The sequence below is a fragment of the Streptomyces sp. NPDC006610 genome, from assembly GCF_040611575.1.
Lineage (GTDB): Bacteria > Actinomycetota > Actinomycetes > Streptomycetales > Streptomycetaceae > Streptomyces.
The window spans coordinates 33,422-55,403 of sequence record NZ_JBEXOP010000002.1 but is presented as its reverse complement, the minus strand read 5'-3'; the positions used below and the strand labels follow the sequence as shown (position 1 = coordinate 55,403).

At 73.6% G+C, this 21,982-nt stretch carries 18 protein-coding genes; 6 read left to right on the top strand and 12 right to left on the bottom strand.

Annotation, left to right across the window (positions count from 1 at the left end):
• Positions 1–34: 34 nt before the first annotated feature.
• On the bottom strand, positions 35–481 hold the full coding sequence (locus ABZY13_RS01985) for a MarR family winged helix-turn-helix transcriptional regulator (protein WP_356626899.1): 447 nt from the start codon (positions 479–481) through the stop codon (positions 35–37).
• Between the two features lie 101 nt (positions 482–582).
• On the opposite strand from ABZY13_RS01985, the gene ABZY13_RS01980 reads away from it, so the two are divergent.
• Positions 583–957, top strand: a complete 375-nt coding sequence (locus ABZY13_RS01980) for a cupin domain-containing protein (protein WP_356626897.1) — start codon at positions 583–585, stop codon at positions 955–957.
• 51 nt (positions 958–1,008) lie between these two features.
• Here ABZY13_RS01980 and ABZY13_RS01975 read toward each other — a convergent pair whose 3' ends face one another.
• From ABZY13_RS01975 to ABZY13_RS01955, 5 genes are all read right to left on the bottom strand, one after another.
• Positions 1,009–1,983: a hypothetical protein gene (locus tag ABZY13_RS01975; protein ID WP_356626895.1), complete on the bottom strand. Its 975-nt coding sequence runs from the start codon at positions 1,981–1,983 to the stop codon at positions 1,009–1,011.
• Positions 1,980–5,573 (bottom strand): DNA polymerase III subunit alpha, encoded by a 3,594-nt coding sequence (locus tag ABZY13_RS01970; protein WP_356626893.1) that lies wholly within the window; start codon positions 5,571–5,573, stop codon positions 1,980–1,982. The genes ABZY13_RS01975 and ABZY13_RS01970 overlap by 4 nt, the downstream gene beginning before the upstream one ends.
• Positions 5,574–5,953: 380 nt before the next feature.
• Positions 5,954–7,036 carry a S1 family peptidase gene (locus ABZY13_RS01965; RefSeq protein WP_356626891.1) on the bottom strand — a complete coding sequence of 361 codons (1,083 nt, stop codon included), beginning with the start codon at positions 7,034–7,036 and terminating at the stop codon, positions 5,954–5,956.
• A gap of 397 nt (positions 7,037–7,433) precedes the next feature.
• A complete protein-coding gene (locus ABZY13_RS01960) occupies positions 7,434–8,339 on the bottom strand; it encodes a S1 family peptidase (protein WP_356626889.1) in 906 nt (301 codons plus the stop codon).
• A gap of 351 nt (positions 8,340–8,690) precedes the next feature.
• The gene (locus tag ABZY13_RS01955) at positions 8,691–9,938 is read right to left on the bottom strand and encodes a DUF5685 family protein (RefSeq protein WP_356626887.1); all 1,248 of its coding nucleotides are present in this window, start codon (positions 9,936–9,938) and stop codon (positions 8,691–8,693) included.
• 330 nt (positions 9,939–10,268) lie between these two features.
• On the opposite strand from ABZY13_RS01955, the gene ABZY13_RS01950 reads away from it, so the two are divergent.
• Positions 10,269–10,706, top strand: coding sequence for a cell division protein SepF (locus tag ABZY13_RS01950; protein WP_356626885.1), 438 nt, complete (start codon positions 10,269–10,271; stop codon positions 10,704–10,706).
• Between the two features lie 11 nt (positions 10,707–10,717).
• Here ABZY13_RS01950 and ABZY13_RS01945 read toward each other — a convergent pair whose 3' ends face one another.
• Entirely contained in the window at positions 10,718–11,908 is a 1,191-nt protein-coding gene (locus ABZY13_RS01945) for an acyl-CoA dehydrogenase family protein (protein WP_356626883.1), read from the bottom strand.
• A 297-nt stretch (positions 11,909–12,205) separates the two neighbouring features.
• Entirely contained in the window at positions 12,206–13,933 is a 1,728-nt protein-coding gene (locus ABZY13_RS01940; protein WP_356626881.1) for an MFS transporter, read from the bottom strand.
• Positions 13,934–14,205: 272 nt separating this feature from the next.
• On the opposite strand from ABZY13_RS01940, the gene ABZY13_RS01935 reads away from it, so the two are divergent.
• Both ABZY13_RS01935 and ABZY13_RS01930 read left to right on the top strand, forming a co-directional pair.
• Positions 14,206–15,447, top strand: coding sequence for a hypothetical protein (locus ABZY13_RS01935; protein WP_356626879.1), 1,242 nt, complete (start codon positions 14,206–14,208; stop codon positions 15,445–15,447).
• A 186-nt stretch (positions 15,448–15,633) separates the two neighbouring features.
• Positions 15,634–16,686 (top strand): phosphatase PAP2 family protein, encoded by a 1,053-nt coding sequence (locus ABZY13_RS01930; RefSeq protein WP_356626877.1) that lies wholly within the window; start codon positions 15,634–15,636, stop codon positions 16,684–16,686.
• A 22-nt stretch (positions 16,687–16,708) separates the two neighbouring features.
• On the opposite strand, the gene ABZY13_RS01925 is transcribed toward ABZY13_RS01930, so the two are convergent.
• The 3 genes from ABZY13_RS01925 to ABZY13_RS01915 form a co-directional block, all read right to left on the bottom strand.
• Positions 16,709–16,924, bottom strand: coding sequence for an I78 family peptidase inhibitor (locus ABZY13_RS01925; RefSeq protein ID WP_356626876.1), 216 nt, complete (start codon positions 16,922–16,924; stop codon positions 16,709–16,711).
• 269 nt (positions 16,925–17,193) lie between these two features.
• Positions 17,194–17,775 (bottom strand): transglycosylase family protein, encoded by a 582-nt coding sequence (locus ABZY13_RS01920; protein WP_356626874.1) that lies wholly within the window; start codon positions 17,773–17,775, stop codon positions 17,194–17,196.
• Positions 17,776–17,893: 118 nt separating this feature from the next.
• Positions 17,894–18,541, bottom strand: a complete 648-nt coding sequence (locus ABZY13_RS01915) for a transglycosylase family protein (RefSeq protein WP_356626872.1) — start codon at positions 18,539–18,541, stop codon at positions 17,894–17,896.
• Positions 18,542–19,084: 543 nt separating this feature from the next.
• On the opposite strand from ABZY13_RS01915, the gene ABZY13_RS01910 reads away from it, so the two are divergent.
• On the top strand, positions 19,085–19,867 hold the full coding sequence (locus tag ABZY13_RS01910) for a hypothetical protein (RefSeq protein WP_356626870.1): 783 nt from the start codon (positions 19,085–19,087) through the stop codon (positions 19,865–19,867).
• 69 nt (positions 19,868–19,936) lie between these two features.
• On the top strand, positions 19,937–20,407 hold the full coding sequence (locus ABZY13_RS01905) for a hypothetical protein (RefSeq protein WP_356626868.1): 471 nt from the start codon (positions 19,937–19,939) through the stop codon (positions 20,405–20,407).
• Between the two features lie 88 nt (positions 20,408–20,495).
• Here the strand turns inward: ABZY13_RS01905 and der are convergent, their stop codons facing one another.
• Positions 20,496–21,974: a ribosome biogenesis GTPase Der gene (gene der, locus ABZY13_RS01900; RefSeq protein ID WP_356626867.1), complete on the bottom strand. Its 1,479-nt coding sequence runs from the start codon at positions 21,972–21,974 to the stop codon at positions 20,496–20,498.
• Positions 21,975–21,982 lie beyond the last annotated feature (8 nt).

Here is a 21,982-nt window from a genome sequence, read left to right as displayed (position 1 = left end):
CGGGCCCCGGCGGCCGACGGGGACGGCGGGCCCGTCACCAGACGGGCCGGACCGGCCCCCCGGGCGCCATCCGCGCCAGCCGCTCCCCCAGCGCCCGCAGCTCCCCCTCCCCCAGCACCCCGGCCCACGCGCCCACGGCCTCCGCCGCCGCCTCCTCCGCGGCCCGCGTACAGGCCAGCCCTCGCTCGGTCAGCACGAGCATCCGGGCCCGCGCGTCTTCGGGGTGCGCCCGGCGTTCGACGTACCCCTTGCGCACCAGCTCGTCCACGAGCTGACTGGCGGCCTGCTTGGTGACCCCGAGGTGGGCGGCGACGTCGGTGACCGTCGCTCCGCCAGCGGCGATGCGGGCGAAGGCGAACCCGTGCGCGGGCCGCAGCCCTTCGAAGCCGCGGGCGGTCACCCCGTCGTGGATGCGCCGGGTCAGCTCGGCGGCGACGGCGAGCAGGGTGGCGGACAGGGCCATGGCTTCGGAGTTGCGCACGGACGCATTCAAGCACCCGTGCCTGGAGAGTCCTTGACGAATTGGTCAAGAACCTTGACCATATAGTCAATCTACTTGACCATCTGCAAAAAAGGAGCCCCATGCCCGTCGTCCGCCCCTCCCAGGCCGTCGTCCACGAGATGCACGGCGCCCGCTTCGTCTCGTACGCCACCCCCCGCACCGGCAGCAGGGAACTGTGCGCCTGGCGCGGCGAGATCCCCGCCGGGACCAGGGCCCCCGTGCACACCGTCACGCGCGAGGAGATCCTGCACGTCCTCGACGGCGAACTCCTGGTCACCCTCGACGGCCGCACCGAGCGCGTCGCCGCCGGCGACACCCTGATCGTCACCCCGGGCACGGCCTTCGGCGTCGAGAACCCGACCGACCGCACCGCGACCACCTGGGTCACCACCACCCTCGGCCTGGAGGCCGAACTCGCCGACGGCACCCGGATCGCGCCGCCCTGGGCCCGGTGACCGCGCGCCCGGACCGGGTGACCGCGCCGTTCCTCCGGGCCCCGTGGACCCTCACGCCGCCAGCGACCCCGGCATCACCGCACGCGGCCCGAACTTCGCCCGCACCCGGTCCGCGACCTCCTCCACGCGCCGCACCTTCTCGTCCACCGGGTCGAAGGTGAGCTGGTGGGAGGCGTGCTCGGCGGCGCCGAGGCCCTCCGCGCGCAGGACGAACGCGCGGACCCGGGCCCGCTGGAGGCCGAGCGCCTCGTACATGCCGTACGCCGTCCCCGTCAGCGCCGGCGAGTGGGCGGTGGGCTCGGCGAGGGTGCGGGTGCGGGTGGTGGAGGACCGGTCGGCGTAACGGACGGTGAGGGTCAGCGTGCGGCAGACCTGGTCCATGGCGCGCAGCCGGGCGCCCAGTTCCCCGGCGGCGGACAGCAGGGCGCGCCGGTGCCGGCCGGGGTCCAGTTCGTCGCGGTCGAAGGGGCGTTCGGCGGCCAGGGAGCGTGAGACGGCGTTGGGCACGACCCGGCCGCGATCGACGCCGTTCGCCTTCTCGCGCAGTTCGCGGCCGGCCCTCGCGCCGACCAGCCGCTGGAGCGTGGACAGCGGGGCGGCGGCGACCCGGCCGAGGGTGTCGAGGCCGTAGTCGCCCAAGGTGCGGGCGGTGGCGGCGCCGACGCCGGGCAGCACGGCGACGGGCTTGCCCGCGAGGAACTCCGCGATGGCGTCCGGGTCGTCGGGCACCGCGCGGGTCACCCCGGGCACGGCGTCCCGCAGGGCGACGCGGGCCAGCATCGGGCCGGGGCCGGCGCCGATCACGCAGTCGACCCCGTGGTGGGCGAGCGCACGGACCCGGATCACCGACGCCAGTTCCACGGCGTCGCGGCCGAAGTAGCGCTCGGCGCCGCCCAGATCGGCGAGCGCCCCGTCCGGCGGCAGGGCCTCGACGACCGGCGTGAACTCCTCCAGCAGGCCGAGCAGTCCCGGCAGGGCCGCCTCGTACATGGGCGGCAGCTGGAAACGTACGCAGAGAATGGTCATCCCGCACTCCCCGGGCTCTGGTGCCACAACTTCCTTCCGCCCGCCGGTCCTTCGCCCGCGGGACGCAGATCGGCCCAGGGGTGCAGCTCGTACCCCGTGGGCATGCGGATCGCCCGGGACCGCCGGACCTCCATCGGGTCCCGCGCGGCGGAACCGGCCGGCGCGGGCAGCCCTTCGGAGCCGGCGAGCCGCCCGCGCGCGGGTCCCCCGCCGTCGTCGGGCACGGGGCCGGGTCCGGGCGTGCCGGCCAGCCGGGCCGCGACCCCTTCCAGGCCCTCCTCCCGGCGTACGTCGAGCAGTTCGGCGAGGTTCCAGGCGGCGGCGCCCACGACGCTGAGGCTGCGCGGGCCGCGCCGCTGCACCACTCCGCGCACCAGCAGCAGCCAGGAGTGGAAGACGGTGTGGGCGCAGGCCTCGTGGGAGTCGTCGAAGAAGGCGAGGTCGACCAGGCCGGTGCCGTCGTCCAGGGTGGAGAAGACGACCCGTTTGCCGGACCGGATCGGCGGCGTCTGGGTGGCCGCCTTCGCGCCCGCGACCAGCACCGTCTCCCCGTGCCGGGCGTCGCGCAGCCGACGCGCCGACAGCACGCCCAGCTCGTCGAGGAAGGCGCGGTGGTCGTCCATCAGATGGCGCGAGGCGTCCATGGAGAGCACGCCCAGCTCGGCGCTGAGCCGTTCCGCCGGGGTCAGGTCGGGCAGCCCCGCCGCGGCGGTCCTGCGTCCGCCGGCGAGGGGCAGTTGGCCGCCGCCCGCGCCCCGGGCGCCCCGGTGCAGCTCGGTCAGGTGCAGTTGCAGGTCGCGCCGGTTGGCGCCGAACGCGTCCAGCGCGCCGACCTGGGCGAGCCGCTGCGCCAGCGGGCGGCTGGGCCGGGCCCGTTCCCAGAAGTCGAGCAGCGAGGCGTACGGCTGTCCGGCGGCGATCCGCGCCGCCTCGGCCTCGCTGATGTTGTGCACGTCCGAGAGCGCGAGCCGCACCCCCCAGACGGCCCCGGAACCCCGTGAGCCGGAACCCTGCGAACCAGAACCCTGCGAACCAGAACCCTGCGAGCCGGAATCCCGCGAATCGGAATCCCTTGAATCAGACACCAGTTCGATCCGATGAGCGACCCCCGACTTGTTCACGTCCAGCGGCAGGACCGGCACCCCGCGCCGGCGCGCGTCCGCCAGCAGCAGCCGCTTGGGGTACATGCCGGGGTCGTGGGTGAGCAGCCCCGCGTAGAAGGCGGCCGGGTGATGGGCCTTCAGCCACGCCGACTGGTAGGTCGGCACGGCGAACGCGACGGCGTGCGCCTTGCAGAAGCCGTACGAACCGAAGGCCTCGATGATCTCCCAGGTGCGACGAATCGTTTCTGCATCGTATCCGCGCGCCGCCGCGTGCTGGGCGAACCAGACCTTGATCCGCCCCTGCGACTCCGGGTCGGACAGCCCGCGCCGCACCCGGTCCGCCTCGTCGCGTCCGCAGCCGGTCAGGATGTCGACGATCCGGATGATCTGCTCGTGGAAGACGACGACCCCGTACGTCTCCTTCAGCGCCTCCTCCAGATCCGGGTGCGGGTACCGCACCGGCGCCCGCCCGTGCCGGGCCTCGATGAACGGCCGCACCATGTCGGCGGCGACCGGCCCCGGCCGGAACAGCGAGATGTCGACCACCAGGTCGTGGAAGGTGCTCGGCTGGAGCCGCCCGACCAGGTCGCGCTGGCCCGGCGACTCGATCTGGAAGCAGCCCAGCGTCTCGGCGGAGCGGATCAGCCCGTACGTCGCCGGGTCGCCCTCCGGCACCGCGTCCAGGTCGACCCTCTCCCCCGCGGCCCGCTCCACCTCGGCGACCGCGTGCGCCATCGCCGACTGCATCCGCACGCCGAGCACGTCGAGCTTGAGCAGCCCGAGGTCCTCGACGTCGTCCTTGTCGAACTGCGCCATCGGCAGCCCCTCGCCGCTGGTCGGCACGACCGGCGTACGGGACAGCAGGGAAGCGTCGGACAGCAGTACGCCGCACGGGTGCATGGCGACCCCGCGCGGCAGGGCGTCGAGCGCCTCGACCAGCTCCCACAGCCTGCCGTACCTCTCCTTCTCCCCCGCGAGCCGCCGCAGCTCGGGCAACTCCTCCAGGGCGGCGCGGGCGTCCCGGGCGCGGATGTGCGGGAAGGACTTGGCGATGCGGTCGATGTCGGCCGGGTCCATGGACAGGGCGGCCCCGACGTCCCGGATCGCGTGCCGCACCCGGTACGTCTCGGGCATCGCGACGGTGGCGACCCGTTCCGCGCCGAACCGGCCGATGATCGCCCGGTAGACCTCCAGCCGGCGCGCGGACTCCACGTCGATGTCGATGTCGGGCAGCACCATGCGGCGCTTGGACAGGAAGCGCTCCATCAGCAGCCCGTGCTCGACCGGATCGGCGTGCGCGATCCCCAGCAGGTGGTTGACGAGGGAGCCGGCGCCGGAACCGCGCGCGGCGACCCGGATGCCCATCCGCTTCACGTCGTCGACGACCTGGGCGACGGTCAGGAAGTACGAGGCGAAGCCGTGGTACTCGATGATCTCCAGTTCCCGGTGCATCCGCTCCCAGTACGCGCGCCGCCCGGCGTAGCCGCGCAGCACCATGCCCGCCGCCACGCGGGAGGCGAGCACGCGCTGCGCGGTGCGCCGCCCGGCGCCGACCAGGTGCGGTTCGGGGAAGTGCACGGCGCCGATGCCGAGGTCGTCCTCGGGGTCGACCAGGCACTCGGCGGCCGTCTCCCGGGTCTGTTCCAGCAGCCGGTGGGCGGTGTCCCGCCGGAACCCGGCGGCCTCCACCACCCGCTCGGCCGCGCGCAGCATGGCGACCGGGTCCTTCAGCCAGGCCTCGCCGGAGTCCAGTCCTTTCGACGGGTCGATCGGCACCAGCCTGCGGGCGGCGTCCAGGACGTCGGCGACCGGCCCCTGACCGGGGTCGGCGTAGCGCACGGCGTTGGCGAGCACGGGCCGCACCCGCTGCTCGGCCGCGAAGCCGACGGTACGGGCGGCCAGCCGCAGGGAGCCGGGTCCGGTCCCGGTGCGCCCGTGCCAGACGGCCTCCAGCCGCAGGGCGTCGCCGTACCGCTCCCGCCAGGGCCCCAGCAGCCGCGCGGCCCGGTCCGGCCGTCCCGCGGCGAGCGCCCGGCCGACGTCGGAGTCGGGCCCGAGCAGTACGGTCAGCCCGTCCCCGTGGTTGGCGGACCGCGGCACCAGGGGCGGCCCCTCGGGGCCGGCGTGGGCCGCGCTCACCAGGCGGCACAGGTCGGCCCAGCCGCGAGCGCCGTCCCGCGCGAGGAAGGTCGCCCTCGGTGTCGACTCGTCGACGAAGACCCCGCCCCGCACCGGCGCCCGACGCCGTGCCCTCTCCCGGGCGCTCTCGCTCTCCTCCACGGCCAGCTCGGCCCCGAACACCGGCCGCACCCCCGCCCCGGCGCAGGCCTTGGCGAACCGCACGGCCCCGGCGACCGTGTCCCGGTCGGTGAGGGCGAGGGCGTCCATCCCCCGCTCGGCGGCGCGCTCGGCCAGCCGCTCCGGGTGCGAGGCCCCGTACCGCAGGGAGAACCCGGAGAGGGTGTGCAGATGCGTGAAACCCGGCACACACACCTCCTCGAACATCAGTTCCCAATCGCCCCACCCCCACCATAGACCAATTCTCGAACATTCGTACGACACCCTTCACCCCCCGCCCCACCTGCGCAAACGCGTCACCGAACGGCAGGAAAGCCACCCATCGACCCCAAACCGCCCCGCCGGAGGCGCCCCCCGGGGACGCCCCCCGGCCGGTGCCCGCCCCGCCGGCCGGCACCCCCCGACGGCACCCCCGGCCGGTGCCCGCCCTGCCGGCCGGCACCCCCCGGACGGCACTCCCCGGCCGGCGCTGCCCCGCCGGACGGCACACGCGCCGCCGCCCGCGCAAACGCAGGAGTCCCGCCCCCCCATACGCAGGGGACGGGACTCCGTCGGAGCGGGCGGTCCGGTCAGCCGATCCCGGTCCCGGTCGCCGACAGCGCCTCGGTCACCGGCTGGAAGAAGGTCTCCCCGCCGGAGGAGCAGTCACCGCTGCCGCCCGACGTCAGCCCGATCGCGCTGCTGCCCGAGAAGAGCGAGCCCCCGCTGTCGCCGGGCTCCGCGCACACGTCGGTCTGGATGAGGCCGTTCACGATGTCGCCGTTGCCGTAGTTCACGGTGGCGTCCAGGCCCGTGACGGTCCCGGAGTGCACCTGCGTGGTCGAGCCGCTGCGGGTGACCGGCATGCCGACCGTGGCCTGCGCCGCGCCGGTGATCCGCTGCACGGACCCGTCGTAGAGGTTCACCTCGCTCGGGTGCTCGACGCCTGCGGTGTACTTCACCAGCCCGTAGTCGTCGCCGGGGAAGCTGGAGACCTCGTTCTCCCCGATCACGTTCCCGGACGAGTCCGACCAGGTGGTGATCCCCTCGGTGCAGTGACCCGCCGTCAGGAAGTACGGCTCCCCGCCCTTGACGACGTTGAAGCCGAGCGAGCAGCGGCCGCCGCCGCCCGTGATCGCGTCGCCGCCGGCCACGAAGGGCGTGAACCTCCCCTCGGTCCGCCGGAGCTCCACCGTGCCGTCGAGTCCCTCGGCGACCTCGGTCAGCTTCTTCCACTCGGCCGCGGAGACGGTGCGGTCGGCGGTGACGACGACCTTGTTGGCCGTCGGGTCGGTCACCCAGGAGGTGCCCGGGATGCTCGCCTCCCGCCGCAGCGCGCCGCGGGCGCTCCGCAGTTCGGCGAGCGAGTTGTCGACGATCCTGGCCCGGGCGCCGGCCTCGCGCACGATCTCGGCGGCGGCGCCGTCGAGCACGTTCACCACGAGGCGCTCGGCGTCCGCGTCGTAGTAGGTCCCGGCGGCGTCCGCGCCGAGGTCACGGCCGAGCGTCGTGGCCAGATCCGTGGCCGCCACGGCCGAAAGGGTCTTGAGCGCGGGTGCGTCCGGGGTTTCACTGGCGTTCGCACTCTGGAAGGTGACTCCCGCGGCGACCAGTGCGGCGATGCCCGCACCCGCCACGGCGGCCCGCCGCCGGGGTATGCGTCGGTGCTTCAACTCACGTCCTCCTGTGGGGGGACGGCCCGGAGGTTGTGGGGACCTGACGGGCCGGAAGGCGTATGAACTGGGCGCCCACTATTCCGATCCCCGCGGGGAGCACACAAGGCCGACTTCAGGACGGGCCCCCGGCAACGCCCGCACGCCCTCTATGTCGCGACTGCCTTGACCATCCACGGTCACGCCGTTGAATTCACCGGCAAACTTCCCAGCAAACACTACGGGCGAGTAACCCGTCTCGCCCTGTGAGGTCTAGACCTGTCTTGAAGTCGCCCACGAGGTGGCCGAATCGTTCAACCGCGTGGACCGGCGCGGACACGACGAAGCCCCCGCACGCAGGGAGCGTGCGGGGGCGGAAGCCGTCGGAAGCCGCGACGAGGACCGCGGCGGCGAGCGACTAGAGGACGGTGACGCCGTAGGCGCTCAGGGCCTCGGTGACCGGCTGGAAGAAGGTCGTGCCGCCGGAGGAGCAGTTGCCGCTGCCGCCGGAGGTCAGACCGTAGGCGGTGCCGTTGCTGCCGTAGAGCGGGCCGCCGGAGTCGCCGGGCTCGGCGCAGACCGTGGTCTGGATCAGGCCGTAGACGACGTCGCCGCCACCGTAGTTGACCGTCGCGTTGAGGGCGGTGACCCGGCCGCTGTGGGTGCCGGTCGTGGAACCGTCACGGATGACGGTGGTGCCCACGGCCGGGGTGGCCGCACGGGTGATGTCCACGCCGTTGGCGGTGCCGGGCTTGCTGATCGACGTGTTGCTGTACCGGACGAGGCCGTAGTCGTTGCCCGGGAAGCTGGAGCCGGCGGTCGGGCCCAGCACGGTGGTGCGGCTCGAGTTGGCGTACCAGGTGCCCGCGCCCTGGGTGCAGTGGCCGGCCGTGAGGAAGTACACGGTGCCCGCGCTGTTGCGGACGTTGAAGCCGAGGGAGCAGCGACCGCTGCCCGAGTAGATGGCGTCGCCGCCCTGGATCAGCTTGGTGAACTTGCCGGGCGTGCGCTTGATCGTGAGCGCGTCGGCGTTGGCGCCGGCCTGCTTCCTGATCTTCGCGATCTCGGCCTGGGAGACCGTGCTGTCGACGGTCACGACCACGCGGTCGGTCTTGCTGTCGACGGCCCAGGCGGTGCCCGGGACGTCCGCGGCCAGCACCGAGCTGCTGGCGCTCTTCAGCTCGGCGGCGCTGAACGTCGCGGGGTCGGACGCGTTGGCGCTGGGGACCGCTATCGCTGCGGCGGCCACGAGTCCGGTGGACACGGCGATCAGCCGGGACCGTCTCGAAATGCCGCTGCGGGGGGTGGTGCGCTTGATCCTCACTTCTCGTTCCTCCACATGGGAAGTCGGGGGCCCGCGTGGGGTCGGGGCCCGTGAGGCGCAGTCAGGCGGCACGGCCGTCGTCCGGATTTCGGACTCGCCGTGCCCCTGACAAGCGCTGAGGGGGAGTATTCGGCTGCACGGCGGAGGGACGCAAGGGTTCCTTTCGGCCGTACGCCTTTGAACGATCTATGGAAAGCGGGCTTCCCGGGGGCGTCCGTCACGGGTACCGGAAGGGTCAACTCCCCTGCCCCCGGGCGAGATCGACGACCGGGTGGACCTCACGGGCCCACCCCGTCGCCGCTTTTCTCGCATGGCCGGAATTCGCCCCTCCGGAAGGCACCGGCCGACGGTTCAGCAGTTGCACCCGCAGTCGCAGCAGTCACAGCCGTCGCAGCAGTCACAGCCCTTGCCGCAGCAGTCGCAGCACTGGCAGCAGCCCTCGCACCCGTCGCTGCAGTTGTGCGGGCACAGCCCGCGCTTGGGCTCCCCGGTCCACGGATCGTGGTACTCGCCGCAGCACATCTGGCAGGTGCAGGCGAGCCCCAGCCACACCGCGCACCCGGCGAGCAGCCCGCGCCGGCCGCGCCGCGGCGGCTCGGGAGGCAGCGGGCCCCCGGGGCCGCCCGGTCCGCCGGGAAAGCCGCCCGGCGCTCCACCGGGCGCGCCGGGCGGGGCGTACGGATGGGACAGTCCGGGCACGGGCGGAGCCGGGACCGCGCCGGCGCCGTGGCCGTGCCGGCAGGACGTCGTCTTGAACGCCCGGTCCACCGAGGCGGCCAGCTCGTGCGCCAGCAGCCGGTGCGCCAGCCGTCCGTCCGTGAACTCCACCTCGCGCAGCGCCAGCCGGATGCCGTGCACGGCGTCGTCGGCGAGCCGCCGGGCCTCGGCCAGGGACGTGCCCGTGGCCGTCAGCGGGTTCCAGGCGCCGGACGCGGCGTCGGCCTCCCGGTCCTCCACGGCGTCCAGGAGGTGCGCCAGCCGTCCGAAGAGCCGGCCCGCCTCGGCGAGCGGCTCGGCGTTGCCCGGCCGACCGGCCAGGACCGCGGTGTGCGCGAAGGCCGCCGCGGTCGCCGTCTCGGTGGGCTCGGTGACGGCGAGGATCGGGGTGCCGGGCCCGGCGAGCGCCTCCAGGCCGGACTGCCGGTCGACGGCGTCGAGGAGGACGGCGGTGTCGAACCCGACGGCCGATCCGCCGCGCGCGCCGGCGCGCCCCCAGCTGTCGGCGACCCGGCGCGCGGCGAGCGCCACCGGACGGCGGGCGAGCAGCCCGTCCCCGTCGGCGACGTGGTCGCGGACCTTGGCGGCGGCGAGCACCAGCGAGACGGCGGCGGCGAGCCGGGCGCCCTCACCCTGGGCGACGGACGCGGTGCGCATCCCGCGCAACGGGCACGGCCCCGCCGTACGCCGCGCCTCCCGCCCCGGACCGGACTGAGCCTCCGTCAGCACGGAGACGAGCAGTCCGTCGTAGTTGGTGACCACCCGGGCGAACTGTCCGTGGTCCCCGCGCAGGGCGAGGCAGAGCCCGCACAAGTGGGCCATCCACTGCGCGCCGAGCTTCTCCCCCAGCCGATGACGGCACGGTCTGACGATTCCGAACACCTGGATCCCCCGTATCCCCCGTATACAACGCGGCGTGTGCGTTGCCGAACGGCCGCATCGTATAGGCAGATTTTCACACCACTTCGACCGCCCCGGTTCACCCGTACGCCCCGCCGATCACCCGTCCGGCACGAAGAATCATATTTCACTCACAGTCAGCAGCTGTGTGTGTCAACACCCTTGGGGTATCCGGGCTCTCGACGGATTCGTCGTGCACCAGTACCGTCACAAACCCCCCGCGCGGCGTCTAACCACTTGGCGCGCCGTCCGCATCATGGATGACGATAGGGATGCGGAAAGCAAGAAAGACCGCTGTGAGAGGAGGCGTCCATGGGATCGGTGCGCAAGGCGAGTGCGTGGCTCGGCCTCGTCGACGACAACGATGACGAGCGTTACTACGACGACGAGTACTCCGAGGAGACCGGGTCCGGGGACGCCTGGGTCACGGACCCGCGGGTGAAGGTGGCCACGGACACGGCCGAGGAGAAGGGCCGCCGGATCGGCACGGTCACCCCGGACAGCTTCCGGGACGCCCGTGCCATCGGCGAGCTGTTCCGGGACGGCGTCCCGGTCATCATGAACCTGACCGCGATGGAGGCCGCGGACGCCAAGCGCGTGGTGGACTTCGCGGCCGGTCTGATCTTCGGGCTGCGCGGGTCGATCGACCGCGTGTCCAACCGCGTGTTCCTGCTGACCCCCGCCGACACGGAGATCATCAGCGGGGAGCCCGCCGCCCACCGGGCGGACGGCTTCTTCAACCAGAGCTGAGGCAGGGCCGCTCACCGGAAGGCGTCGAGTCCGGTGAGCGCCTTGCCCAGCACGAGCTGGTGCATTTCGACGGTGCCCTCGTAGGTGAGCACCGATTCCAGGTTGGTCGCGTGCCGCATGACGGGATATTCGAGCGAGATCCCGTTGGCGCCGAGGACGGTCCGGGCCGTACGGCAGATGTCGATGGCCTCCCGTACGTTGTTGAGCTTGCCGAAGCTGACCTGCTCGGGACGCAGGCGGCCGGCGTCCATCCGCCGCCCCAGATGGTGGGCGAGCAGAATCCCCTTGTGCAGTTCGACCGCCATGTCGGCGAGTTTGGCCTGGGTGAGCTGGAAGCCGCCGATGGGCCGCCCGAACTGCTCCCGTGAGCGCGCGTAGTCGAGCGCCGCCTCGAACGAGCTGCGCGCCGCGCCCATCGCGCCCCAGACGATCCCGTACCGGGCGTGCGACAGACAGCTGAGCGGTCCGCGCAGGCCGACGGCCCCGGGCAGCACGGCGTCACCGGGCAGCCGTACCCCGTCGAGCACCAGCTCGCTGGTGACCGAGGCGCGCAGGGACCACTTGTGCTTGATCTCGGGGGCGGAGAAGCCGGGGGCGTCGGTGGGCACGACGAAACCGCGGATGCCCTCCTCGGTCTGCGCCCAGACGACGGCGACCCCGGCGACGGAGCCGTTGGTGATCCACATCTTGCGCCCGTCGAGCACCCAGTCGCCGCCGTCGCGCCGCGCCCGGGTGCGCATCGCGGCGGGGTCGGAGCCGTGGTCGGGCTCGGTGAGCCCGAAGCAGCCGATGACCTCGCCGGCGGCCATCGGGGGCAGCCAGCGCCGCTTCTGCTCCTCGCTGCCGAACCGGTGGATCGCGTACATCGCGAGGGACCCCTGCACGGACACCAGGGACCGGATCCCGGAGTCTGCGGCCTCCAGCTCCAGACAGGCCAGCCCGTACTGCACGGCGCTCGCCCCGGCGCACCCGTAGCCGTCGAGCGACATCCCGAGCGCCCCGATGCCGCCCAGTTCCTTGGCCAGCTCACGGATCCCGGGCAGCTCCCCCTTCTCGTACCAGTCGGCGACGTACGGCAGTACCCGGTCCGCCGCCCAGGCGCGGACGGTGTCCCGGACGGCGAGGTCCTCGGGCTCGAGCAGATCGTCGATGCCGAGCGGGTCGGACGGATCGAACGCAGGCAACTTCGCGGACACGAGCACCCTCCGGCGGCTCAAAACTAGCGACGCTAGTTCACGGATTCGAGGCGACGTTACGACGCCCCGCCCCGCACGTCCACCTGCCACCCGTCAGGGCACGATCTCCGCCCCCGCGCCACCCGCGCTTCGGCTCCGCGCCCCACCGTCCGCACCACCCGGCCGACGTGAACGTGCGGCCGGGTGGTGCGGGAGCCGCGGGAGCCGCGCTGTCCTTCGGGACCTCGCGGTCCCTCGCCCAGCCCCGGCATCCGGCCACGCCACGGTGAGCCGCACCCCGTGCGGCGGCTTCCGGAGTGGGCATCACGCCGAAACGCGCGAGCCCGCGACCTCCGCCGTCTTCCCGGCCTCAGCCGTCTTCCCGGCTTCCACGGCCTTCCCGGCCTTCGCCGTCCCCCCGGCGGGCGCGGCCGACGCGCCCGGCGCACCCTGCCCGGCCCGCCCGCCCTGGCCGGACTCGCGTGGTGCGGGCATGTGCAGCGGCGGCGCCTCGCAGTGCATCGCGCGGGGCAGCCGCAGTGCCATCGCCGCGCCGAGGAGCAGCAGGCCCGCGCTGACCAGGAGCGTGACGTGCAGGCCGTGCACGAAGCAGTCCCTCGCGGCGCTGCGCAGGGCCTCCCCGGCGGACCCTCCGAGGCGGCCGGCGACATGGTAGGCCTCGCCGAGCGAGTGCCCGGCCGCCTCGGTCGCGGACGCCGGGACGCCCGGCACGGAGGAGAGTCCGGGGGCGTACGCCGCGTTCATCACGCTGCCGAGCAGGGCGATGCCGATGCCCGCGCCGAGCTGGTAGGAGGTCTCGCCGATCGCGGCCGCGCCGCCCGCCTGCTCCGGCGGGGCCTCGCTCAGCATGGACTCGTACGCCCCGAACAGGGTCGTCTCCAGGCCGAAGCCGAGCAGCACGAACCCGGAGAGCATCAGCGCGGGATCGTCCTGCCCGCCCATCGCCGTGAGCAGCACGACCGCCGCGGCCGTCAGACAGAACCCGGCGCACACCATCCGGCGCGGCCCGAACCGGCGCAGCATCCGCGCCCCGGCCAGTCCCGCCGCCATCGCGGCCACCGTCAGCGGCAGCAGCCGCAGCCCCGTCTCCAGCGGCGAGAGCCCGAGGACCAGCTGGAGGTACTGGGCGGCGATCAGCTCCAGGCCGACCAGGGCGAGCATCGCGAGCACGATGCACCCGACGGAGACGCTGAACGTCGGCCGAGCGAACATCCGCAGGTCGACCAGCGGATGCCGGCGCCGCCGCTGCCTGCGCACGAACAGCACCAGCAGCACCGCGCCCACGAGCAGCGGGACCAGCGTGAGCGGGCCGAGCGCAGGTTCGCCGGCGCCCAGCCGCTTGACGCCGAGGACCACGCCGAACAGTCCGACGGCCGCCAGCAGCGCGCCGACCACGTCCCAGGGGCCGTCGCCCTCGCCCTTGGACTCGGGCAGCAGCAGACGGCCGACCGGCAGGCTGACCAGCATCAGCGGGATGTTGACGAGGAAGACCGCGCCCCACTGGAAGTGCTCCAGCAAAAAGCCGCCGAGCAGCGGCCCGACCGCGGCGCCGACCGCGGCCACCGCGCTCCAGACGCCGATCGCGAGCGCCCGTTCGCGCCGGTCGGGGAAGACCTGGCGCAGGATCGAGAGCGTCGCGGGCATGATCATCGCGCCGCCGACGCCGAGCAGCGCCCGCGCCGCGACGAGCACCTGCGCGGTGTCGGCGAAGGCCGCGAGGGCGGAGGCGACGCCGAAGAGGGCGTAGCCGAGGAGCAGGACCCGTCTGCGGCCCACGCGGTCGCCGAGGGTGCCGAAGAGGATCAGGAGCGAGGCGCAGACGAGCGGATAGACGTCGACGATCCAGAGCAGCTCTATCGCGCTGGGCCGGAGGTCCTCGGTGACGGCGGGCACCGCGACGTGCAGCACGGTCGCGTCGACGGCGACCAGCAGCAGGCTGACGCAGAGGACCACGAGGACGACCCAGCGGTTGGCACCGGCCCCGGCCGCCCGACGGCGCAGCCCGACGGCGGCCGTGGTCGTCCCGGACATGTACGTACCTCCCAGATGTTCTCGCGTTCGGCGGGCTCACGGGGGTGGGGACTCCCTCGTGACTCGGCCGGAGAGGAGCGGAGGTCTCCGGCCCGCGCAACGAATGGCGAGTGACACGTCAGCGTACGCGAGTTCGCACGGGGGTCGAGTGGCGGACCTCTCACACCTCCGGGCAACCCGTGTGGCGTACGCCACGCACCGCCGGTCGCCGTACGTCACGACCGGGGCCCGGTCCGGCGGTCCGCGCCCGGGCGCCGCCGATAATCGAGCCCGTGACCGATCTTGGAACGCGCAGCTCCCGCGTCCCGGCCCTGCGCCGGGCGGCCCCCGCCCTGCTCGGGTACGCGGCCGTCCGCGTGCTGGTGCTGCTGACGCTGGCGGGGTGGAGCGCCGCGCGGGACAAGAGCGCGTACACCCTGCTGACCGCCCGCTGGGACGCCCTCTGGTACGCCCGGATCGCCGAGCGGGGGTACGGCCACGAGGTGCGGCTGCCGAACGGCGACGTCCACTCCGACCTGGCCTTCTTCCCACTGCTGCCGTGGCTGGAGCGGGGGCTGCGCGCGGTGGCCGGGCTCTCGTACGCGGACGCCGGGTTCGTGGTCGCCGCATGCGGTTCGGTGGCGGCGGCGTGGGGGATCTTCGCGGTCGTCGACCTGGTGCACGGACGCCGGGCCGGGGTCTGTGCGGTGCTGCTGTGGGCGGTGCTGCCGGTGGGGATCGTGCAGTCGATGGCGTACAGCGAGTCGCTGTTCACCGCGCTGGCCGCGTGGGCGCTGTACGCGGTGCTCAGCGGGCGCTGGGTGACCGCGGGCGCGCTGGCCCTGTGCGCGGGGCTGACCCGGCCCGTGGGGCTCGCGGTGGGCGCGGCGGTGTGGGCGGCGGCCCTGGCGTCCCTCGTACGGGAGCGGCGCACTGCTCCATCCGGGCCTGCCCGGAGCGCGACGCCCGCTCCGGGCGCGCACCTGGGCGCGTACGCCCCCGTCCCCTCCCCCGACCACCCCGCCGGGGGCGCTCCGGTCTGGCCGCGCGCCCTGGGCATGCTGCTCGCGCCTCTGGGCGCCGCCGGGTACGTGCTGTGGGTCGGCCACCGCACCGGCCGGGGTCCGCTCGGCTACCTCGACGTCCAGGCGGGCTGGCGCAACGGCTTCGACGGCGGCCGTGCCTTCGCCCGCTTCGTCGGGGGTCTGCTCGCCTCCTTCCCCTCGACGCTCGCCGGGGCGGCGCTGATCGCCGGGGTGGGGCTGGTGCTCTGGCTGTACGCCCTGTGCGTACGCCGGCGCGAGCCGCTGCCGCTCCTGGTGTACGCGGGGGTCGTCACCGCGCTGGCGCTGGGCGCGTCCGGTTACTTCGGCTCCAAGCCCCGGCTGCTGCTCCCCGCCTTCCCGCTGCTGCTGCCGCCGGCGCTGGCCCTGGCCCGGCTGCGCACCGTGACGGCCGCGCTGGTCACGGGCGGGGCCGCGGTGGCCGCGGCGGTGTACGGGGCGTTCTGGCTGAACGGCTCCGGGCCGCCGTGAACCCTCGCTAAAGAGCGGGAAAACTGTGCGCAGGTAATGATCAAAGGAATTACCAGGAAGGGCCCCTACGGATTGCCGGAATCCATGGAAATAAACCCCTTGCTGAGAGCAATGCCACATCACATGGTCATTACAAACCCGGTGATTCGACCGGGAAGACAGCTCACTCGCTGTAACGTCGATTCCGTGCGTACCGAACCAAAGCCGACCCGGCTCGACCGGATCTTCGCCCGACTGGACCGCGAACCGCAGCGGCCGGTCCTCGACGTGCCGCGAATGACCCGGCACCGGGCGGTGCTCTTCGGCGCGACGCTCGCCTTCTACCTCACGATCGTGCTGGCCGTGGTCACCACCTCGTGGCTGGTCCGTTTCGACTGGCAGGCGATGCTCTTCCGGCCCTATCAGCAGTGGCCGGAGATCCATGCCTTCCTGGACTACTGGGTGGTCCTGGGGCAGCGCGGCCCGACGGCGGTGATGGTGGCGGCCTGGCTGGGCTGGCGCTGCTGGCGGCAGCACACGCTGCGGCCGCTGCTGGCGTTCGGCGCCGCGCTGCTGCTGCTGAACGTGACGGTGGGCGCCGTGAAATACGGCCTCGGCCGCTCCGGTCCGCACTACGCGACCGAGGTCGGCTCCAACGAGATGTGGCACTGGTTCCAGGCCGGCAGCGACATATTTCCCTCGGGTCACACCGCGAACGCCGTCGTGACCTGGGGCATCCTCGCCTATCTGGCGTCCACGCCGGGCACCCGCCGCTGGCTGTCGGCCCTGTCGGCGGTGCTCTCGCTCAGCGTCGGTCTCACCACCGTCTACCTGGGCACGCACTGGCTCAGCGATGTGCTGCTGGGCTGGGCCGCGGGTCTGCTGATCCTGCTGGCGCTGCCGTGGTTCGAGCCGCCGATCGCCCGCGCCGAGGCGTGGCTGCTGGAGCTGCGCGACCGTCATCTGCCCCGCCGGAGCCGTACGGCGCCGCGGCCCGTGCCCGTGCCCGTCGCGGACGAGTCGCCCTGCCCGCCGGCCCCGGCCGCGGTGTCGGAGGAGGAGCCCGCGGCGGTGGTACGGGAGACGATCCCGCAGACGGCCGCGCGCGCCGGCCGGGCGCCCGCCTATCTGGCCCCCGGCCCGCACACCACCCGCTCCGAGCGCACGCCGGTGACCCCGGTCGGCAGCCGCCGCCCGCCGCACCCCGAGCGCGTCGCCCGCGGTTCCGCCTCGACGGCGCGCCCGCTGACGGGCGGCTGACCGGTCGGCCCCTGGGGGCCGGTCAGCCCTTCCAGGCCCGGACGACCACTCCGTCGCGCACCTCGAAGTTCAGCCGTCCCACGCGGTACTCCATGGTGATGATCGCCCCCGGCGGCAGGGAACGCACCGCCGACCACCCGCGTTCGCGGGCGAGACGCTCGGCCGTGGCCGCGTCGAGGCCGGCGTAGGCGTCCGGGCTGTCGTTCGGTTCGGCGGGGGGTGTCGGAATCGATGCCATGCCGCCACGCTAGTCATGGATCCCCCTGCGGTCACGCTTCCGTCACAGGATCACGACAGGCGTTCGGCCGCAGGGGTTCACCCGGACGAGCGGTTTTCCGCCGCTCGCGCACTCCGTGGAAGACGAATTCCCGCGGGGTGCGACGCGCTCGGAATAGCCCGTGCGCAAAACACTCGAGAATCCCTCGAGAAACCCCCCTCAAGACGCCTTTCCCGGCCGGTTCCGGACGCCCCGCGGGACTACGCGCACGCAGGAAATACACGTTTCGGTCACAGAATCCCCGCACGGCGCGTGCCGGTCGAGCCCGGCGGGATGACCAGCAGCGCGCCGACCTCGATGCGGTCCGGGTCGGCGCCGATCGTCTTCCGGTTGGCGGTGTGGAGGCCCTGCCAGCCGCCCTTGACGCCGTACTTGCCGGCGATCGAGGAGAGCGTGTCCCCGGGCTTCACCGTGTGCATACGGCCCGAGAGCCCGTACCGCTTCGAGCAGACGGGCCAGGCGCCCCATCCCTGCCAGGCCAGAACCTCCTGGGCGACGGCGATCTGCTCGTCGCGGGTGGCGAGGTCGGCGCGCGGGGCGTACTTCAGGCCGCCGTACTCCTCCCAGGTCGGCTGCCAGAACTGGAGCCCGCCGTAGTAGCCGTTGCCGGTGTTGATGTGCCAGTTCCCGCCGCTCTCGCACTCGGCGATGCAGCCCCAGGGCCACTGGTCGTCGGCACAGGCCGGGGCGGAGACGGAGGACGGGGAGGGTGCGTGGGCGGAGGCGGGGGCGGAGGACGGGGCTGCCGCTTGGGCGGCGGGGGCGGTGAGCAGGGCCGCCGCGAGGGCGGCCACGATCGGCGTGCTGATCATCGGACCACGCTAGGCCGACGGGCCCGGTCCGCCCGCCGGGCCGCGCCGCTGCGGACGGCGCCCCACCCGGTCGGCGGACCGGGCGGGGCGCGGCGCCGGGTGTGCGCCGGGCGCAGGCTCAGAGGTCGAGCCGCTGCCCCGGCACGATCACGTCCGGGTCGGCCCCGATGACGGCCCGGTTGACGTCGTACAGGCGCTGCCACGTCGTCCCGTGGCGGGCGGCGATGACGCTGAGCGTGTCGCCCCGGCGGACGGTGTAGTCGCCGCGGGAGGCGCTGCGGTCGGTGTGGGCCGAGGGGCGGGCGGGGGCGTTCGACGGCGCCGCCGGGGCCGCCCCGGGCGCCGGGGAGCCGGACGGCGTGCCGGTCGCGGGGGCGTCGCCGTGGGCGCCGGCGCGGGCCGCGCAGGTGGGCCAGGCTCCCCAGCCCTGGACGCGCTGGACCTTGGTGGCGACGGCGATCTGCTGGTCCCTGGTCGCCAGGTCGGCCCTCGGCGCGTAGGCGGCCCCGCCGAACGCGCGCCAGGTGCCGGCGGAGAACTGGAGTCCGCCGTAGTAGCCGTTGCCGGTGTTGATGTGCCAGTTCCCGCCGCTCTCGCACTGGGCGATGCGGTCCCAGACCCCGCCGTCGGCCGCCGTCGCCTCGCCCGCCGCGGCGAGCAGGCCGAGCGGGGCCAGCAGCGCCGCCCCGGCGAGGGCGGCCCTGGTGCGCGTCGTCGCCCTGGCGAACCCGGCGCGCGCGGTGCCGCAACCCGTACTGTCCGACATCCACTTCCCTCTCCACGGACCCGGGCTCCCCCGGACGGGGCGCGGTTCCGCGCACGGACGCGGTCGTCGCGCTCCGCCCCGTCCACCGCGCCCCGCGGAGAACCGGCATTGGCGTCCGGTTCTCCGCGGTGGGCGGACGTACCCGAGCGGTGCTCGTTGCACACGGCGGAGGAATGTACGGAGATCACGGGGAGGTCACAACAACGCGCTTGTCATTCCAGGCCAGTTCGCCGTTACCCGAGGTATCGGCGATTTTCGGTCACCCACTTCATTCGCCGATTTCCGGATTTGTCGACCAACCGCCCCGCAAAACCATGACTCACATCACGCGTTCAACTACCTTGGCGCTACGACCTTTTGACGGTGAGTGACCGTTTCCGCACCGGGCATCACGCTCCGCGCCGGATGGTTCGATTCCGTTCGTCGTACAGCGTGACTCCCGCCACAGATCGGCCGTTGTCTTCTTCATGAGCCGGGGGCCCGCCCCGGCCACGGGCCGGGAGCCACCCGGCCCCCGCGCACCGCAGACCGAGGGAGCCACCCGTGCCGCGCATGCTCGACGTCAGCGACGAGGTACGCGCCGAGATCGGCGACGAAGAAGCCGACCGGCTGCTCGCCGGAGAGAACGCCCCGGGCAGTTACGACTGCACGTCCTGCCGCACCCCGGGCGACTCCGAGCGCGAGCACACCAGCACCGTGCTGTTCATCGGCGACGAGACCGCCGTGCTCGCCTTCGCCCACGCCACCTGTCTGCCCTCGCAGGTCGTCCAGGTCACCGAGGAGCAGCTCCAGGGCGCCGTACGGGCCATCGGCCGCGACACCCCCGCGCCGCAGCCGGAGCGGACCGCGCCCGAGCAGGCTGTGCTCGGGGTGACCAGCGGGCTGGTGCTGATCGCCGGGGAGCTGCACCCGGCCCTGGTCGTCGAGCCCACCGGCCCCATCGTGCGCCCCGGCTCCCTGGCCGCAGGAGACGACTTCCTGCCGCTGCTGATCGAGCAGGGCTTCATGCCGCTGACCGAGCTGTCCGCCGTGCCCCCGGTGCTGCACGGCTGGTCGGTGCTGCTGGCCATGGGCCGGCTGCACGCGGTGCTCCAGCCGAACGCCCTCGGCGGCCAGCCGGTCGCCTGGTGGCAGGCCCACCAACCGCTCCAGGTCACCGAGGGCTGGCGCTCGGCCGCCAACAAGCACCAGCAGGTGCTGATGTTCGCCGCACCCGCAGGCTCCATCGGCCGGCAGCCCCGCGAGGACCTGCTGCGAGACGCCCTGGACCGGGCGGCGGCCACCGGCAAGCTGGTGGCGGCCACGCTCCCGCTCGCGGGCACCTGAGCGCCCCGCCCCTTCCCCGAGGGCCCCGCCGGGCCGCATCCCTTCCCGACCGGGGTCGTTTGGACATACGTGCACGCATACGACGTTCCCCGCCGCCACGCCCTGCAGCCGGTCCCCTCCGCGCGAGCGGCTCAGGATCCCGGCGGCCCCTCGGCCACGCCGATCTACGACGCGCTCTACGACGAGTACGTCACATCCTTCCGCACGCTGCCGGGCGACCGCAGCGGGGAGGAGAAGCTGGGGTTCACCGCCTTCAGCGACATCCCGCACGGCTCGGGGACGTTCAGCAGTTCGTACGGCGCCTACAGCGTGGGCGCGCAGAGCACGCGGTACACCAGCGGCCACCAGCCGTACCACGCCCGGACGGACCACAGCCAGACACACCACTCCCAGCAGCCGCGGCAGTCCCGGGAATCCCCGCAGTCCCAGCCGGCCCCGCAGTCCGCGCAGTCGCCGTGGCAGCGCGTCGGCCGGATCGCGCAGCCGCAGCCCCACCACGTCCCGGCCGCGCTGCCGCCGAGTCCGCGCAGAGGGACGTGACCGGGGGTTGCGGAACATGGGAGAGGGCGGCCCCGCGGGGCCGCCCTCTCCCATGTCATACACCTGGCCGTGGCTCACGGCCGTCGCGCTACTTCTTCTTCGCGCCGCGCTTCTCGCGCACCCGCACCGAGATGTGGATCGGCGTCCCCTCGAAGCCGAACTCCTCGCGCAGCCGGCGCTCGACGAAGCGCCGGTAGCCCGCCTCGATGAACCCGGAGGCGAACAGCACGAACCGCGGCGGCTTGGTGCCGGCCTGGGTGCCGAACAGGATGCGCGGCTGCTTGCCGCCCCGCACCGGGTGCGGATGGGCGGAGATCAGCTCGCCCAGGAAGGCGTTCAGCCGGCCCGTCGGCACCCGGGTCTCCCAGCCGGCCAGCGCGGTCTCGATCGCCGGGACCAACTTCTCCATGTGCCGCCCGGTCGCCGCCGAGACGTTCACCCGGGGCGCCCACGCGACCTGGGCCATCTCGGTCTCGATCTCCCGCTCCAGGTAGTAGCGGCGCTCCTCGTCCAGGGTGTCCCACTTGTTGTAGGCGACGACGAGGGCGCGGCCGGCCTCGACGGCCATGGAGATGATCCGCTGGTCCTGCACGGAGATCGACTCGGAGGCGTCGATGAGGACGACGGCCACCTCGGCCTTCTCGACGGCGGCCGCGGTGCGCAGGGAGGCGTAGTAGTCGGCGCCCTGCTGGAGATGGACGCGCTTGCGGATGCCGGCGGTGTCCACGAACTTCCAGGTCTTGCCGCCGAGTTCGATCAGCTCGTCCACCGGGTCGCGGGTGGTGCCCGCGAGTTCGTTGACGACGACGCGCTCCTCGCCCGCCACCTTGTTCAGCAGCGACGACTTGCCGACGTTCGGGCGGCCGATCAGCGCCACCCGGCGCGGACCGCCGACGGCCGTGCCGAAGGACTGCTCGGGCGCCTCGGGCAGCGCCTCCAGGACGGCGTCCAGCATGTCGCCGGTGCCGCGGCCGTGCAGCGCGGAGACGGGGTGCGGCTCGCCGAGGCCGAGGGACCACAGATAGGACGCGTCGGCCTCACCGCTCGGGCCGTCGACCTTGTTGGCGCACAGCACCACCGGCTTGCCGGCCTTGCGCAGCAGCCGCACGACGGCCTCGTCGGTGTCGGTGGCGCCGACCTTGGCGTCCACGACGAAGACGACCGCGTCGGCCGCCTCGATCGCGAACTCGGCCTGCGCGGCCACCGAGGCGTCGATGCCGAAGACGTCCTGCTCCCAGCCGCCGGTGTCGACGACCTTGAAGCGGCGGCCCGCCCACTCGGCCTCGTAGGTGACCCGGTCGCGGGTGACGCCCGGCTTGTCCTCCACGACGGCCTCGCGGCGGCCGATGATGCGGTTGACCAGGGTCGACTTGCCCACGTTCGGGCGGCCGACGACGGCGAGCACCGGCAGCGGCCCGTGACCGGCCGCCTCGATGGCGCCCTCGACGTCCTCGACGTCGAAGCCCTCTTCCGCGGCGAGCTCCATGAACTCCGCGTACTCGGCGTCGCCAAGCGCTCCGTGGTCGTGCTCGCCGGGCGAGCCCTCGGAGTGGATGTGGTCGTTCATGAAGTCCG